Origin of the sequence: Alloiococcus sp. CFN-8 (assembly GCF_049943125.1) — a bacterium.
Taxonomy (GTDB): domain Bacteria; phylum Bacillota; class Clostridia; order Clostridiales; family Clostridiaceae; genus JAEXZL01.
In genome coordinates this window covers 2230660-2244858 of sequence record NZ_CP188040.1, presented here as the reverse complement: position 1 = coordinate 2244858, position 14199 = coordinate 2230660, and the positions used below count along the sequence as shown (strand labels likewise).

18 protein-coding genes are annotated in these 14199 nt (G+C 37.2%); 4 read left to right on the top strand and 14 right to left on the bottom strand.

Translation table 11 applies throughout. The features are described from left to right. Window positions 1-70: 70 nt before the first annotated feature. Together ACPWSR_RS10330 and ACPWSR_RS10325 are read left to right on the top strand one after the other, a co-directional pair. Entirely contained in the window at window positions 71-364 is a 294-nt protein-coding gene (locus ACPWSR_RS10330; RefSeq protein WP_426348159.1) for a transposase, read from the top strand. After that, window positions 334-1224 (top strand): IS3 family transposase, encoded by an 891-nt coding sequence (locus ACPWSR_RS10325; protein ID WP_426351375.1) that lies wholly within the window; start codon window positions 334-336, stop codon window positions 1222-1224. Before ACPWSR_RS10330 ends, ACPWSR_RS10325 begins: the two co-directional genes overlap by 31 nt. Window positions 1225-1419: 195 nt before the next feature. On the opposite strand, the gene ACPWSR_RS10320 is transcribed toward ACPWSR_RS10325, so the two are convergent. From ACPWSR_RS10320 to ACPWSR_RS10290, 7 genes are all read right to left on the bottom strand, one after another. Further along, the gene (locus tag ACPWSR_RS10320) at window positions 1420-1983 is read right to left on the bottom strand and encodes an NUDIX hydrolase (RefSeq protein WP_426348158.1); all 564 of its coding nucleotides are present in this window, start codon (window positions 1981-1983) and stop codon (window positions 1420-1422) included. A 38-nt stretch (window positions 1984-2021) separates the two neighbouring features. Next, complete coding sequence (gene aroD, locus ACPWSR_RS10315; RefSeq protein WP_426348157.1) at window positions 2022-2789, bottom strand: type I 3-dehydroquinate dehydratase; 768 nt, start codon at window positions 2787-2789, stop codon at window positions 2022-2024. A gap of 82 nt (window positions 2790-2871) precedes the next feature. Further along, the gene (locus ACPWSR_RS10310) at window positions 2872-3042 is read right to left on the bottom strand and encodes a hypothetical protein (protein WP_426348156.1); all 171 of its coding nucleotides are present in this window, start codon (window positions 3040-3042) and stop codon (window positions 2872-2874) included. Continuing rightward, entirely contained in the window at window positions 3035-3763 is a 729-nt protein-coding gene (locus ACPWSR_RS10305; RefSeq protein WP_426348155.1) for a transglycosylase domain-containing protein, read from the bottom strand. The genes ACPWSR_RS10310 and ACPWSR_RS10305 overlap by 8 nt, the downstream gene beginning before the upstream one ends. Window positions 3764-3938: 175 nt before the next feature. Next, window positions 3939-5033, bottom strand: coding sequence for a [FeFe] hydrogenase H-cluster radical SAM maturase HydE (hydE, locus tag ACPWSR_RS10300; RefSeq protein ID WP_426348154.1), 1095 nt, complete (start codon window positions 5031-5033; stop codon window positions 3939-3941). 70 nt (window positions 5034-5103) lie between these two features. After that, window positions 5104-5523 carry a DUF1622 domain-containing protein gene (locus ACPWSR_RS10295; RefSeq protein ID WP_426348153.1) on the bottom strand — a complete coding sequence of 140 codons (420 nt, stop codon included), beginning with the start codon at window positions 5521-5523 and terminating at the stop codon, window positions 5104-5106. Window positions 5524-5690: 167 nt separating this feature from the next. Then, window positions 5691-6521, bottom strand: a complete 831-nt coding sequence (locus tag ACPWSR_RS10290) for an HAD family hydrolase (RefSeq protein WP_426348152.1) — start codon at window positions 6519-6521, stop codon at window positions 5691-5693. A 262-nt stretch (window positions 6522-6783) separates the two neighbouring features. On the opposite strand from ACPWSR_RS10290, the gene ftsH reads away from it, so the two are divergent. Then, complete coding sequence (gene ftsH, locus ACPWSR_RS10285) at window positions 6784-8622, top strand: ATP-dependent zinc metalloprotease FtsH (protein WP_426348151.1); 1839 nt, start codon at window positions 6784-6786, stop codon at window positions 8620-8622. Between the two features lie 132 nt (window positions 8623-8754). Beyond that, the gene (locus ACPWSR_RS10280) at window positions 8755-9168 is read left to right on the top strand and encodes a hypothetical protein (protein WP_426348150.1); all 414 of its coding nucleotides are present in this window, start codon (window positions 8755-8757) and stop codon (window positions 9166-9168) included. Between the two features lie 141 nt (window positions 9169-9309). Here the strand turns inward: ACPWSR_RS10280 and ACPWSR_RS10275 are convergent, their stop codons facing one another. From ACPWSR_RS10275 to citG, 7 genes are all read right to left on the bottom strand, one after another. Beyond that, window positions 9310-9447 carry an OadG-related small transporter subunit gene (locus ACPWSR_RS10275; RefSeq protein ID WP_426348149.1) on the bottom strand — a complete coding sequence of 46 codons (138 nt, stop codon included), beginning with the start codon at window positions 9445-9447 and terminating at the stop codon, window positions 9310-9312. A gap of 21 nt (window positions 9448-9468) precedes the next feature. Further along, window positions 9469-10605: a sodium ion-translocating decarboxylase subunit beta gene (locus ACPWSR_RS10270; protein ID WP_426348148.1), complete on the bottom strand. Its 1137-nt coding sequence runs from the start codon at window positions 10603-10605 to the stop codon at window positions 9469-9471. A 14-nt stretch (window positions 10606-10619) separates the two neighbouring features. Further along, entirely contained in the window at window positions 10620-10979 is a 360-nt protein-coding gene (locus tag ACPWSR_RS10265; RefSeq protein WP_426348147.1) for a biotin/lipoyl-containing protein, read from the bottom strand. A gap of 51 nt (window positions 10980-11030) precedes the next feature. After that, entirely contained in the window at window positions 11031-11252 is a 222-nt protein-coding gene (locus ACPWSR_RS10260) for a hypothetical protein (RefSeq protein ID WP_426348146.1), read from the bottom strand. Window positions 11253-11323: 71 nt separating this feature from the next. Beyond that, window positions 11324-12724 carry an oxaloacetate decarboxylase subunit alpha gene (locus ACPWSR_RS10255; protein ID WP_426348145.1) on the bottom strand — a complete coding sequence of 467 codons (1401 nt, stop codon included), beginning with the start codon at window positions 12722-12724 and terminating at the stop codon, window positions 11324-11326. Window positions 12725-12766: 42 nt separating this feature from the next. Continuing rightward, window positions 12767-13294 (bottom strand): citrate lyase holo-[acyl-carrier protein] synthase, encoded by a 528-nt coding sequence (citX, locus tag ACPWSR_RS10250; protein WP_426348144.1) that lies wholly within the window; start codon window positions 13292-13294, stop codon window positions 12767-12769. A 16-nt stretch (window positions 13295-13310) separates the two neighbouring features. Further along, window positions 13311-14183 carry a triphosphoribosyl-dephospho-CoA synthase CitG gene (gene citG / locus ACPWSR_RS10245; protein ID WP_426348143.1) on the bottom strand — a complete coding sequence of 291 codons (873 nt, stop codon included), beginning with the start codon at window positions 14181-14183 and terminating at the stop codon, window positions 13311-13313. Window positions 14184-14199: the final 16 nt, after the last annotated feature.

The window sequence follows — 14199 nt, the reverse complement described above, 5'->3', positions numbered from 1 at the left end:
TGAAACTTGTATAATGAAAGTAGACACCCGGAAGAGATAAAAATATAATTAACTCAAGGGGTGTGAAATTATGGCGAGAAAATACTCAAAGAAGTTTAAAATTCACGCATGTGAACTAGTGATAAAGGACGGTATCAAGCATTCTGTAGTTGCCGAGAAATTCGGGATTAATTTGGTAATGCTGTATAGGTGGATAGATGAATATCAGACATACGGAGACGAAGCGTTTGTGGGATCAGGACATCAAAAGCCTGCGGATGCAGAGTTGAAGAAGCTTAAAAAGGAAAACGAAAGACTTAGGATGGAAAATGAAATCCTAAAAAAAGCAGCGGCATACTTTGCGAAAAAACCAGAAAAAAATTAGAGTTTGCAAGGCGAGAGCTGAAAGGGTATGACACCAGCATGGTATGCCGATTATTAGGGGTGTCAAGGAGTGCTTTTTATAGGTCAAGGAAACAGGTAGAGAGTGAAAAAATCAGAGAGGAAGAAGCCGTAATTAATTGTTTCAAAACAAACAATGGTAATTACGGTAGAATTCGCATACGCAAAGCGCTTGCTCTGCAGGATATAAGGGTTAGTGAAAACAGGATAGCAAGGATTCTGAAAAAGAATGGGCTTGCAGCTAAAGCTGGCCGCAAAAGAAAAAATAGGAGGCCGAAGCCAACAGAAGAGCAGTACATACAGGAAAACCTGTGTAAAGATAAGTTTTTGGTAACGCAGGTGAATGCCTTGTGGTGTTCTGATATTTGCGAGCTGCGATGCAGGAGCGGCAAGATCTATATGTGCGGAATAATTGATGTTGCTACGCGACGGATTGTCGGGTGGGATATAGCAGGTCACCAGAGACAGGACTTGGTGCAAGAAGCTTTCAAAATGGCTATTGGACGCAATCCTGAGATACCCAAAGGAGCAATCTATCATAGCGATAGAGGCTGCCAGTATACGGCTATAAAAACAAAGGATCTCATTGAGAAAAGCGGCTTTCTTAAAAGCATGTCACGCCCTGGTACTCCTAACGACAATCAGCCTATAGAGAGCTTCTGGAAGACACTACGTACTGAGCTTCCTGATATAGTGCAGCTCGGGAAAGATGATGCAGTAAGACGGATAGTTGCGTATATAGAGCTATACTACAATTCATCTCGTCTTCATTCTGGTATCGGGTATAAGGTACCTAACGAATATTTTGAGCTTTTAACTCTTTCTAGTGTCTCAGTTTCTTGACATGTTTCGCTAAGAGGTAAGAAGTAAGAGCTAAGAGATAAAAGATAAGAGAGAAAAGAGAAGAGATAAGGGCTAAGAGCAAAAGACAAGAGCAAAGAACAAAAGACAAGAGCAAAAAGCAAAGAGCAAAAGATAAGAGGCAAGAGCTTAGAGATAAGAGAAAAGGGCAGCGAGGGATCGCTGCCTTTTAGTTTGTTATATATAGCTTTTGGTTTTGTTTATGAGTTTTTGGTAGATATATTTCATCATCCAGGGTTCGCTGCATTCTTCGGAAACCCTTTCCTCAGGTATCCAGGCTACTCCACTGTTTTCGTCGGGTTTTATTATGAGAGCTTCCTTCTCATCAGCCTCAAGGAGGAAGGTGACATTCATGTGAAGATGAGAGGGTATGTAGCTTCCTCTCTTAATGTGACCATCTACGGTTATAATCTCCAGTGAGAATATTTCTTCAAGCAGAGGCGTAACCTTATGAATTCCCGTTTCTTCCTTAGCCTCGCTGATGGCTACCTCAAGAAGATTATCGTTGCCATCGGTATGGCCTCCAGTCCAAGCCCATGAATTATAGGTATTATGATAAATCATGAGGACCTTATCTCTTGTTTTATTCACAATCCAGCCGGAAGCAGTGAAATGGGCCATTTCGTTTTCTCTAGAAAAAACCTTAGTTCCATTAACGAGAAAATCCAGAATAACTTTTTTATCTCTTTCTTCTTGCTCATTGTAGGGAATATAAGCTTCTATCATATTTATTAAGTCCACAAATATGCCTCCTATTTATAATATAAAATTTATAGTATCTATTGCTTCAGACTATTATGCAGTATATCAAGAAGCTGAGAAAGCTCCTTAACCTTTATCTGTCCTGGAGCTGATGCTTTATCTAAGGAGCCAAAGGTCACGGCAGAGCCAAAAATTTCTCCAGAAAGCCTGCTTATAACACCATCACCACCCATGGATATAGTTATAATAGGTGTATCTCCATAGCTTTCACACATCTCTAAGGTTGCATCTAATACTGTAAGAGTATCTCTTTTATTCTCTGGCATCAATGCTATCTTACATATATCTGCTCCCAGATCCTGCATATATCTTAGTCTTTTAATTATCTCTTCCTTAGGAGGAGTTTTATAAAAATCATGATTGGAGGCAATAACCTTTACTCCATTATCCTGAGCTTCCCCTATAATATCTTTAACAATCTCTTCACCGGTAAAAGCTTCCACATCAATTAAGTCTACACAACCTGTGGAAAGAATAGACTTATTTAATTTACTGTATTCCTCTAAAGATATGTCCCGGGCTCCACCCTCCTTAGCGCTTCTGAAGGTAAATAGTAAAGGAATATTGGGAATAATTTCTCTGAGAGCTTTAAGGGCATCAAAAGCTTTAGCTTTCTGAAAAATATCAGGAAAATAATCTCCTCTCCATTCCACTATATCCACAGGAGCTTCTAATACACTTTTTCCTTGCAGGACTAGCTCATCCCTTGCTGCTCCTATAATGGGAACACATATCTTAGGTCTTCCTTCTCCAATTCTAACACTTTTCACTTCAACTATCTTCATTGCGCAGCTCCTTTAAAATTACTGTACACAGTAAAATCCTTTACTTAATTTTACTATAGCTTAAGTTTATAGAGGCTGCAAGCTATATAAAAACATCTTCAACAAAGCATATGAGGCATATAAGTATAGAAGGAATTAGTAAATTCTTCATAAGAAGCCCAATGGACAAAGCCAGAAGGACCAATAGCCTGCATAAAAGCTTTAGTCCCTTATTATTTTTTTCATTTGTCAGGTACTCTTTATTATCAGTCATTGGTTTCACCTCCTGCCGACTTTTTATTTTGAAATATTAGCTCTGCCTCCTCCTGAGTCAGCTTGTTCCCCTCTACCAGCCTGTCTAACACCTGCTTATGTCTTTCCTGGGATAGCTTTGAATCCTCTGAAGGCGAATAAACGGAAGGTGCATTAGGAATGCCAGCTAATAGAGTACTTTCATAGGGGGTTAAAGCTTCAGCTTCCTTATTGAAATAACCTCTGCTTGCCTCTCCTATAGAGTAATAGTTATCTCCAAAATATATAGAATTAACATACAGCTCTAATATCTCATCTTTATCATATTTATCTTCCATTGCTAAAGCCATAAATACCTCAGCAACCTTTCTTTCTATCTTCTTTTCCTGAGAAAAATATAGATTTTTAGCCAGCTGCTGGGTTATGGTGCTTCCTCCCTCAACAAAGGACATCGCTTTTATATCATTATACAGAGCTCTCACAATAGCAATTGGATCAACTCCAGTATGGCTATAAAATCTCTTATCTTCAACCTCTACCACTGCTTCCAAGTAAATATCCGGCATATCATCTATAGCTGTATAGCTATCTTTATCTGTAATCTCTTGGACAATTTCTGCAATAGGGATTTTACTGATGGAGGTTTTATAAAGAATATAACCCTTAGCAGTAAAAAATAACCCTATTAATAAAGCAATTAGAAGCATAAGAGCTATAATTTTTTTAATGGCTTTTTTAAACATATAAACTCCTCCTTCATAATCAATATACGCAAATAAAATTTAAAAAGCTTATTATCTCTTTTTATGATTTAATTATAGCTATCTCATATGACAGCACCGTGACAGGGATATTACAATATCGTCACTTAAGAAAAAAACTCTCTGGAGGTAAATCCTCCAAAGAGTTTTTTTGATTCTATCCTATATTAATAACATGCTTTATAGTCCCACTATCTAAAGGAGTATCCTTTTGATAGTCAATAAAATCTCCTCTATGGGCTACTATTTCATAGCCTATACTTCTCATTCTGCCGCTGAGACACTGCCTGCATTCCGCAGCTTCCTCTCCAGTGCAAATCTTATTATCATATAAGGAGTATTTTTTTCTCACAGCCACTGGTGATAGATTAGGCATTACCACATTAGCTCCAGCTAATATTCCCTTTTCTCTACCTAAAGGATTTATCGTTCCCAAGGCAGTAGTGGAAGGAATCAATGCCTTTGGAAGCAATAGTCGGATAATTCCTATGAGAAGTAGTGTAAGCTCATAGCTTCCTTTAGGCTCATCCTTAAAGGGTGTATCCTGATGAGGAAGGAAGGGTCCAATACCCACCATCTCCGGCTGAAAATCCTTTATGAACATCAGATCCTCAATTATATTGTCTACTGTTTGATAGGGAGAGCCAACCATAATCCCTGTACCAACCTGATATCCAAGCTCCTTGAGGCTTCTAAGGCAGCTTATCCTATTCTCTATAGTCTGCTCCTTTGGGTGGAGCCTGCCATAGTGCTGAGAATTATAGGTTTCATGGCGAAGAAGATATCTATCAGCCCCTGCTTCCCTATATTTTTTATAGGAGGAATAGCTTCTTTCTCCCATAGAAAGGGTTATAGCACAATTGGGATAAAGCTCCTTTATAGATTTTATTATATCTACATAGTCTTCATCGGTATAATGCATATCCTCTCCACCCTGGAGCACAAAGGTTCTAAAACCTAAGGAATAGCCTTCCCTGCAGCAGCTTAGTATTTCTTCCTTAGTAAGCCTGTACCTATCAGCCTTACTATTACCAGCTCTAATTCCACAGTAATAACAATTACAACGGCAATAATTAGTAAACTCAATAAGCCCTCTAGAATATATCTTATTACCATAATAGCTTCTGGATTTTTCTCTGGCTTTTTCAAAGAGGTATTCTCTATCTTCTTCCCCACAATTGACCAATAGCTCTCTAAGCTCTTCCTTACTTAATATCCCATCTTTATCAAGCTTATCTATAATACCCTTCATTATAATCCCCTTAATCCTATATGACCTAAAAAAGCAAGCTTCCTTAAGAAAATCAAATTTTCTATCCTAATTAATTTGTTCTACGATATCTATGAGGCTTAATATTGTTAATAAGCTGCATAGGTCTAAATTTAGGTGCAGAATTCACATTCTCTGCTTTTTCTTCTATACCTTCAAGCTCTGGCTCCTCATTTTTTATCTCCCAATGGATAATAAAGGTTAAAGCAGCTCTTAAGATTACGATAGCTCCCACAATAGCAATCTCTGAGAACTCATGAACAATTACTGTTCTAAGTATCTCACTACCCAGCTTAAATTCTAATCCCATTGCCATTCCCTTTGCTAGATTCAAACGAGTAAAAGGATCGTTTCTAAGATAACCAATTACCCCTCTAATACCTGAAATGATTATTATAATAACGCCTATAAGTTCAAAAAACGTTATTGCAATATTAGCTAGGTTAATCAGTAGCTCATGTAAAATTTCCATAGTATTATTCACCTTCTAATATGTAATAATTAATTAGCTTTTAAAAGCATTCAGCTTATATTATACACCTATAAAGTATTTATTCAATGGATAAAAAAGTAATGGATATTTTTTCACATTATGGTAATTATCACGCCCATAATTTAACACTAAGCTCATTTTACCTATTATAATCTATGTTTTATCTTCAAAAATTCTGCTACTCCATCCTTGTCATTGCTTTTAATAATTCCCGTGGCTGCTGCCTTAACCTCAGGAAAGGCATTTTCTGTAGCATAGCACTCATCAGCTATGGCGAACATGGGCAAATCATTTAAGTTATCTCCAAAAACTATAAGCCTATCAGCAGCGGCTGCAGAAGCAAGTCTTTTTACAGCCTCTGCCTTGGAGGTGCCTTCAGAAAAAATCTCTAAATAGCCCTTAGAGGTATCAAAGATATCTCTGTAGCAGAAGGTATTGATTCCTTTAATATCTTTTATCTCCACTCTTAGAGCATCTAACTTTTTAAAATCATCCATGATAAAAAATAGCACTGGTGCATTGCTATGAGAAAGCTTGTAATAGCTATTGACAATGTAGAAGGTTTTATACGGACTTCCTTCTCTCTCATTGATGAATCTTTTCTCTAATTCACTCCTTGCTTCTTTATAGAAAACTTTTAAATGATTATTATCAACTATATACATAAAAGCGGACAATCCTTTATCCTCTATTATGCCCGTAATCACCTCAGTAGTTTTTTGGGTAAAGCTTCTAACATCGGTATAAATATTTCTATGCTTATCATAGGTTAGCGCTCCCGTCATAAGAACCATGGGAAGCTGCACATCAACATCCGCCAAAAGCTTCATAACCGTAGCTGGAGTTCTTGCTGTAGCCACAGAAAATAGTAGCCCTTGTGCTATCCCTTTATTTAGTATTAGCTTACTATTTTCTGAAACCATAGAATTACTATTTAAAAGTGTTCCGTCTAAATCTGATACATATAAGGTTTTCATTATGCCTCCTATTATTCAAGGAATTTATGTGCTTTATAGTAAATCTGTTCACATATGCTTCACTTTGTTCCACTATAATTTATGACACTGTTAACATTATATATTATTGAATAAATATAAAACAGCTCATACTTTTGCTAATTACAGAAAATTAATTGTACATCTAAAACAGGTCATTGACACAATAACATCAACCTTATAATATAGTATTAATAACCTTTTACCTATGATTAATTATTGAAGCTAAAGGAGAAATAAATTAATGAAAGAAAAAAAGCAAAATAAAAAACCTATAATGTATTATTATTTTGTTACACTAATCATTGTTATGCTTCTTAATTCCTATGTATTTCCATCAATTTTAAATAGAAAAATAACAGAAGTTGATTATGGTACCTTCCTCACAGAGGTGGAAAAGGGTAATGTAACAAAGGTAGAAATAGACGATAATCAGATTGCATTTAAAACAAAAGACACAGAAGATAAGGAAAAAATATATATTACAGGAGCTATGAATGATCCAGGTCTTACGGAGAGACTCCACGAATCAGGGGTATCTTTTTCTAGAGTAATACCTAAAGAAGCATCTCCTATTACAAGATTTATTACTACATGGATTATCCCTATGCTAATATTTGCTATGCTCGGCCAGCTATTATCCCGTTCCTTAGCCAAGAGAATGGGTGGCGGTAATGCCTTATCCTTTGGAAAAAGCAATGCAAAAATATATGTAGAAGCCCAAACAGGAAAAACCTTCAAGGATGTCGCTGGACAGGATGAAGCAAAGGAAGCACTAACAGAAATTGTTGATTTCCTTCATAATCCTAAGAAATATGAGGCTATTGGTGCCACTCTTCCAAAGGGTGCCCTTCTTGTAGGACCTCCTGGAACAGGTAAAACTCTCCTTGCAAAGGCTGTAGCAGGAGAAGCCAAGGTTCCCTTCTTCTCTATTTCTGGTTCAGAATTTGTTGAGATGTTTGTAGGTATGGGAGCTGCTAAGGTAAGAGACTTATTTAAGCAGGCTCAAGAAAAAGCTCCCTGCATAGTATTTATCGATGAGATAGATACCATAGGAAAAAAACGTGATAATGGTGGTATTTCCGGTAATGATGAGAGAGAACAAACCTTAAATCAGCTGCTTACAGAAATGGATGGCTTTGATGGAAAAAAAGGTGTTGTAATCCTCGCTGCCACCAACAGACCAGAAAGTCTCGATAAAGCACTATTAAGACCTGGTCGTTTTGATCGCCGTGTACCTGTAGAGCTTCCAGACCTTCCCGGAAGAGAAGCGATACTAAAGGTTCATGCAAAAAATATAAAAACAGCTGATGACATTGATTATAACGCCATAGCTAGAGCTACTTCAGGAGCATCCGGGGCAGATCTTGCAAATATAATCAATGAAGCTGCTCTTAGAGCTGTTCGTTTAGGTAGAACCATTGTATATCAAAGCGATTTAGAAGAATCAGTAGAGGTTGTAATTGCAGGCTATCAGAGAAAAAATGCTGTAATTTCTGAGAAGGAAAAGAAGATCATTGCCTATCATGAAATCGGACATGCACTAGTAGCTGCAAAGCAATCTGATTCCGCTCCAGTACATAAGATTACAATAATCCCCAGAACCTCTGGTGCCCTTGGCTATACCATGCAGGTAGAGGAAGAGGAAAGATTCCTTTTATCTAAGGAAATGCTTTTAAATAAGATAACTACCTACACCGGTGGCCGCGCTGCTGAGGCATTAATTTTTAATTCCATAACCTCTGGTGCTTCCAATGACATTGAACAGGCAACAAAGCTTGCTAGAGCTATGATAACAAGATTAGGTATGAGCTCTTCCTTTGGTATGACTGCCTTAGAAACTGTCTCAAATCAATATCTAGGGGGAGACGCTTCCCTTGCCTGTTCTCCAGAGACCTCCAGAAGGATTGATGAAGAGGTTATGGCTATTATTAACAGCTCCTATGAAAAAGCCTATAAAATATTAGAGGATAATATTCATAAGCTTCATGAGCTCTCTGAATATCTTCTTCAAAAAGAAACCATCACTGGAGAGGAGTTTATGCAAATATTAAATGAGTCTCCACTGCAGCTTGAAGAATAATTTAATTAATGCTTAACCATTATTTAATAGTTAATGCTATAATATTTATTGTTCCACTTTTCTTTGAAAGGTGAAGTAACTTAGCAGGTGTTTTACATATCTGCTTCCAAAATCTATAAAGAGGTGTTGAGAATGAATTTTCTAAGAAGATTTATGTATGGACGATATGGAGTGGATCAGCTTTCCATTGCACTCTTAATCCTTGGAGTTTTATTAAGCTTTATATCTACTGCTACTAACATATATTTCATTAATCTATTGTCCATTGTAATAATTGCACTGACCTATTTCAGAATTTTATCTAGAAATACTTATAAAAGAGCTGCTGAAAACCTAAAGTTTTTAAACTTCTGGAATCCAATTAAGGATAAAACCTGGCTTCCTTTGAAGAAGCAGTTCACTACCTTCACTAAAGGAGCAAAGGATAAGAACCATAAATATTTCCTATGCCCCAGCTGTAGACAGACTCTAAGAGTTCCAAAGGGGCAGGGAAAAATCACTGTAACCTGTCCTAAATGCAAGAATCAATTTTCAAAGAGAAGCTAATAGCTAAACAAACAATGTAAATTAAAATGGGCTTCGCTAGCGATTTATCAATCGTTAAAGCGAAGCCCATTTTTATATCCCTTAAAGGTGATTTATATCTAAAAATAACTCAAATAATACCTTAAATACCTTTATTAAAGCTTATTTCGGAGGGAATACCTTTAATAAAACCTTTATGCTGAAAAATATAATTGTCAAAACTAGAAATATTCCTATCATGCCAAAAACCATAAGCTTTAGTCCATCGAAAAACGCAGGTAAGTTCTCATTAATATTCATTTCCTCATCCTCCTTTGATTATTACATAAAGTAAGCCAGAATAAGTCCACCGGCAATAACAGAGGCTATCTGTCCTGCTACATTGGCTCCCACAGCATACATAAGTACAAAGTTCTGAGGATCTTCCTTCTGAGCCATCTTTTGAATAACTCTAGCAGACATTGGGAAAGCAGATATTCCTGCAGCACCTATCATAGGGTTTATCGGTGGTTTATTGCCAAGCTTTCTAAAAACATTTATAAGCTTTGCAAAAAGTACCCCACCGATGGTATCAGCGATAAAAGCAATAAGTCCTAGTCCAATAATCAATAGTGTATCAAACTGTAGAAATTCCTCTCCAGTCATCTTTGTTGCAATAGTAATACCTAAAAGAATAGTTACTATGTTAACTAGCTCATTTTGTGCTGATGAGGAAAGTCTGTCTAGCACTCCACATTCTCTTAATAGGTTACCAAACATTAAGAACCCAATAAGAGGTAATGATATCGGTGCGATAAGACCAGCAATTATAGTTATTACTATAGGAAATAATATCTTAGTGGTTTTGGAAACTGCCGCAGCCTCATACTTCATCCTTATGCTTCTTTCTTTTTTGGTAGTAACCAGCTTGATAGCAAAGGGCTGAATTATAGGAACTAACGCCATATAAGAATAGGCTGCTATGGTTACAGGACCCAATAAGTGATATGCCAGCTGAGAAGTAACAAATATGCTGGTAGGACCATCTGCTGCTCCAATAATACCTATAGAAGCAGCTTCCTGTATTGTAAAGCCACCAAAAAGAGCTGCAATGCACACGGTGAAAAATATCCCAAATTGTGCTGCTGCTCCAAAAAGCAGCATAAATGGATTTTGAAGTAGAGGTCCGAAGTCTATCATGGCACCAATACCTATGAATATCAAAAGAGGAAACAGCTCCGTGGCAATACCTCCTTGAAATAGGAAATCCAGTATACCTTCTACCTCAGTTCCTCCTACAATTTGAGTTAAAACCCCTGTGGAGGGAAAATTAACAATGATTGCTCCAAAGCCCATGGGAAGCAGCAGTGCAGGCTCAAATTCTTTTTTTATTGCAAGGTAAATAAGAACCCCTCCCACTACCCACATTATAACCTGTTTCAAAGAAAGAGCTGTTATTCCAGCTATTAAAGTTTCCACTATTAAAATCCCCCTTATCCTATAGTTATAAGGATATCTCCGGGATTAACCATAGCGCCACTATTTACCCCTACATGAGAAATCCTTCCGTCCACTGGTGAAACAATTTCATTTTCCATCTTCATTGCTTCTAATATTAAAAGCAAATCACCCTTCTTAACTGTATCTCCTACCTTCACCTTGACAGAGAGGATTGTACCAGGCATAGGTGCTTCTATATTTTCTCCTCCACTAGCAGCTACTTCCTTTTGTGGGACAGTGCTAGTGCTTTTTATCTCTCCCCCTTGAGATAGCTTGCTACTTTCCTCTGAGGTTACTTCCTCCATTTCTACTTCATATACCTTGTTATTAAGCTTGATAATATACTTTTTCATCCTTGACCCCCAATTTACCTTCTATTTTGTAATATAGCTTAAGATTTCAGCTTATTTTATTCTTCTGATTTTAGTAATATGATAATAGGAATTATTTTTATCCTTACCAGCCATAATTGAAGCAGCCAGAGCTACTACTAGCTTATCTTCTTCATCTATTTCAAGTTCTCCTTGTGTATCCATAAGGTTTAATTCATTATTCTCGGAAGCTATTGGAGATACATCTTCTTTCTTACCTCCTATAATTTCTCTGAGCTTATCTAGTAACCCCATTAATAGTTCACCACCTAGCTAAATTATCTTTTAATTAAATTTATTATTGTTCTTTGGTAATGAGGAGCAGCTTACATAGTAACAGTAATGTAATGAACTTCTTCTTTCTTCTCCACGGTCCCATCTAAATGTCCATCTCTATATTTAAAGTAATCCATAGCAACCTGCGGGAATAGAATATAAGATAAAACGTCCTCCATGGATTTAACCATTTCTCCTGCTTCCTTCCGTCCTCTTTCAAGTCCTGGTTCTAATAAATCAGCAGGTCTTATGGTTATTACCTCTTCCTCCCCAATAATCTTTTCCTTTATTTCTCTACTTATAGGCGCAGGAGATTTACCATAAAGGCCTTTAACATACTCCTTTATCTCCTTTGGAATAAGCTTATACCTCTCACCAGCCAACACATTGAAAAGAGCTTGGGTTCCTACCATCTGACTTAATGGAGTAACTAGTGGTGGATAGCCTAAATCATCTCTTACCCTGGGTATTTCCCTGAGGACTTCCTCATACCTGTGTAAGGCTCCCTGCTGCTTCAGCTGTGACAGAAGATTGGAAAGCATACCTCCTGGGACCTGATAGGATAGAGTCTTGGGCTCTACATCCATTACCTTTGGATTAAATATACCTTCTTCTCTATATTTTTCTTTTATAGGTTTAAAATAATCTGCGATTTCTCCTAAAAGATTTATATCTAGATCAGTGCCTCTTCCTCCCTCAGAAAGAGTTATAGCTATTGCCTCTGTAGCAGGCTGTGAGGTTCCTTCACCGAAGGGAGATATTGCTGTATCTATGATATCTACCCCTGCTTCCGCTGCCTTTAAGTAGGTCATGGAAGCAGTACCTCCGGTACAGTGAGTATGAAGCTCTATTGGAATATTTACCGCTGCCTTCAGCTCCTTTACCAGCTCGTATGCCTTGTAGGGAGTTAGTATACCAGCCATATCCTTTATGCATATAGAATCAGCTCCTAAGCCTTCCATCTCCTTTGCCAGCTCTACGTAATACTCTATTGTATGAACAGGACTGATGGTGTAGCTTAAAGCACACTGACAGTGAGCACCTGCATTTTTTATAGCTCTTATGGATGTCTGCATATTCCTTATATCATTGAGGGCATCAAAAACTCTAATTATGTCGATACCGTTTTCAACGGATTTTGTAATAAATTCTTCTACAACATCGTCGGGATAATGCTTGTATCCAAGAAGATTCTGTCCTCTTAAGAGCATCTGCAGCTTAGTATTCTTTACAATCCTTCGCATTTCTCTAAGTCTCTCCCAGGGATCCTCCTTAAGATATCTAAGACAGGCATCAAAGGTAGCCCCTCCCCAAACCTCTAAGGAATAGTAGCCTGCCCTATCCATTTTTTCAAGAATAGGTAGCATTTCCTTAGTGCTAAGTCTTGTAGCGATGAGGGATTGATGTCCATCTCTTAAAGCTGTTTCCGTAATCCTAATTTTATTAACCATCTTTTCACTCCTTAAGGTCGAACAAATTCGCTTATTTTCATATCATAGGGTGGAAAAATAAGCTTCTGCCTCTTTATTAATCTTAACTAATAACTCCTCTACACTGTGCCTTCTAGTTCTAGAACATATGAATGCATTTTCCTCACAGAGGAAGCACTTTCTAAAACCATATCCCAGCTCCCTTCTAGATAGTTGATGAGAGCTATTTTCCCAAACATCAAAATCAAACAGCCTGCCTAAGGGATGCTTTTCCTCTATGTCAAGAGTAAGTCTCTTTAGACTAAAAGAGTCAATATTTAAAACTCCTAAAAAGATCGGACCTTCATCCTTATAGTAACACTTATACCATATTTTTTCCATAGATTTTTCCTCTATTTTATCTAAAAATGCATTAATTCCTGCATTTATTATTTTTATATACAAGGAATTACTCTTTATGTCACCAGGAATATTAAGCTTTAAGGATACTAGAGGAAGTCTGTATCTATCCAGTAATTCTCTTTGTTTCTCCCATCTCCATTCTCTATCCTTTAATATATCTTCATGGGAAATTCTTTTTTCACCACTCATAAAAACATTCCTCCCCTTATAGTAATCCATCAGCAAATGCAAGAAATATTGCTACTGCCAAAAGATCTGCTGACCCTCCAGGACTTATATTTTTTTCAATAAATTTATCATTTAAATCACTTAAATATCTATAGTATTCTTTATTATATACCCCTCCTGAGGATAAAAAGCTATAAGCCTCTTCTTGAGCATAGGAAAGCCCCTCCATACCTCCCCTAAATATTATATTTGTATCCTGATTATAGGCTATAAAGGTCATTAACACCTGCAGTAGTACACTGTTTAATCCTAGCTCTTTAATATCCTTCTTTTTAAATAGGGGAAGACCCTTATGCATCACCGTAGGAAAGCCTTCCTCTACCTCTCCTCTGATTCCTTTTATTCCATAGTTTACATATATAGATTCTCCATGAGTAGGCTTCTTCTTGTGACTTAAGTCCTGGAAATCTCCTCTAGAGAGACCTTTAGTAATTCTCTTTACCTCTTCACATATAATTTCAGAGCTTCCTTCATATCCAAGCTTCATCCCATTCTCCATTAGCCTTGCGGTAGCTGCCAGCAGTATTCCAAAGGAAAATATCAACCCTTTGTGGGTATTTACACCCCCAGTGGCTCTGAGCATATTATTTTCACACTCTTTTCCAATTTCTCTAAGTCTAGCTAAGAGCTTTGGACCGCCGTTTTCTTTGAAGGTGGCTCCTTCTAAAGCACAGCTATAAAGACCTTTAAATACTGAATTACTGCTTGTTAAAAAGGTATGATAATTCATATCCTTATGAGCTCCGCTATTTAACCTATCCACCAATCCAGGTTTAGGAGTAGCTGAAACCTCCAGAAGCATAGCTTGTCTTGCATAATTCGTTATGGTGAAAATATCCTGGTAACTCATTAGCCCTCCGTAAACT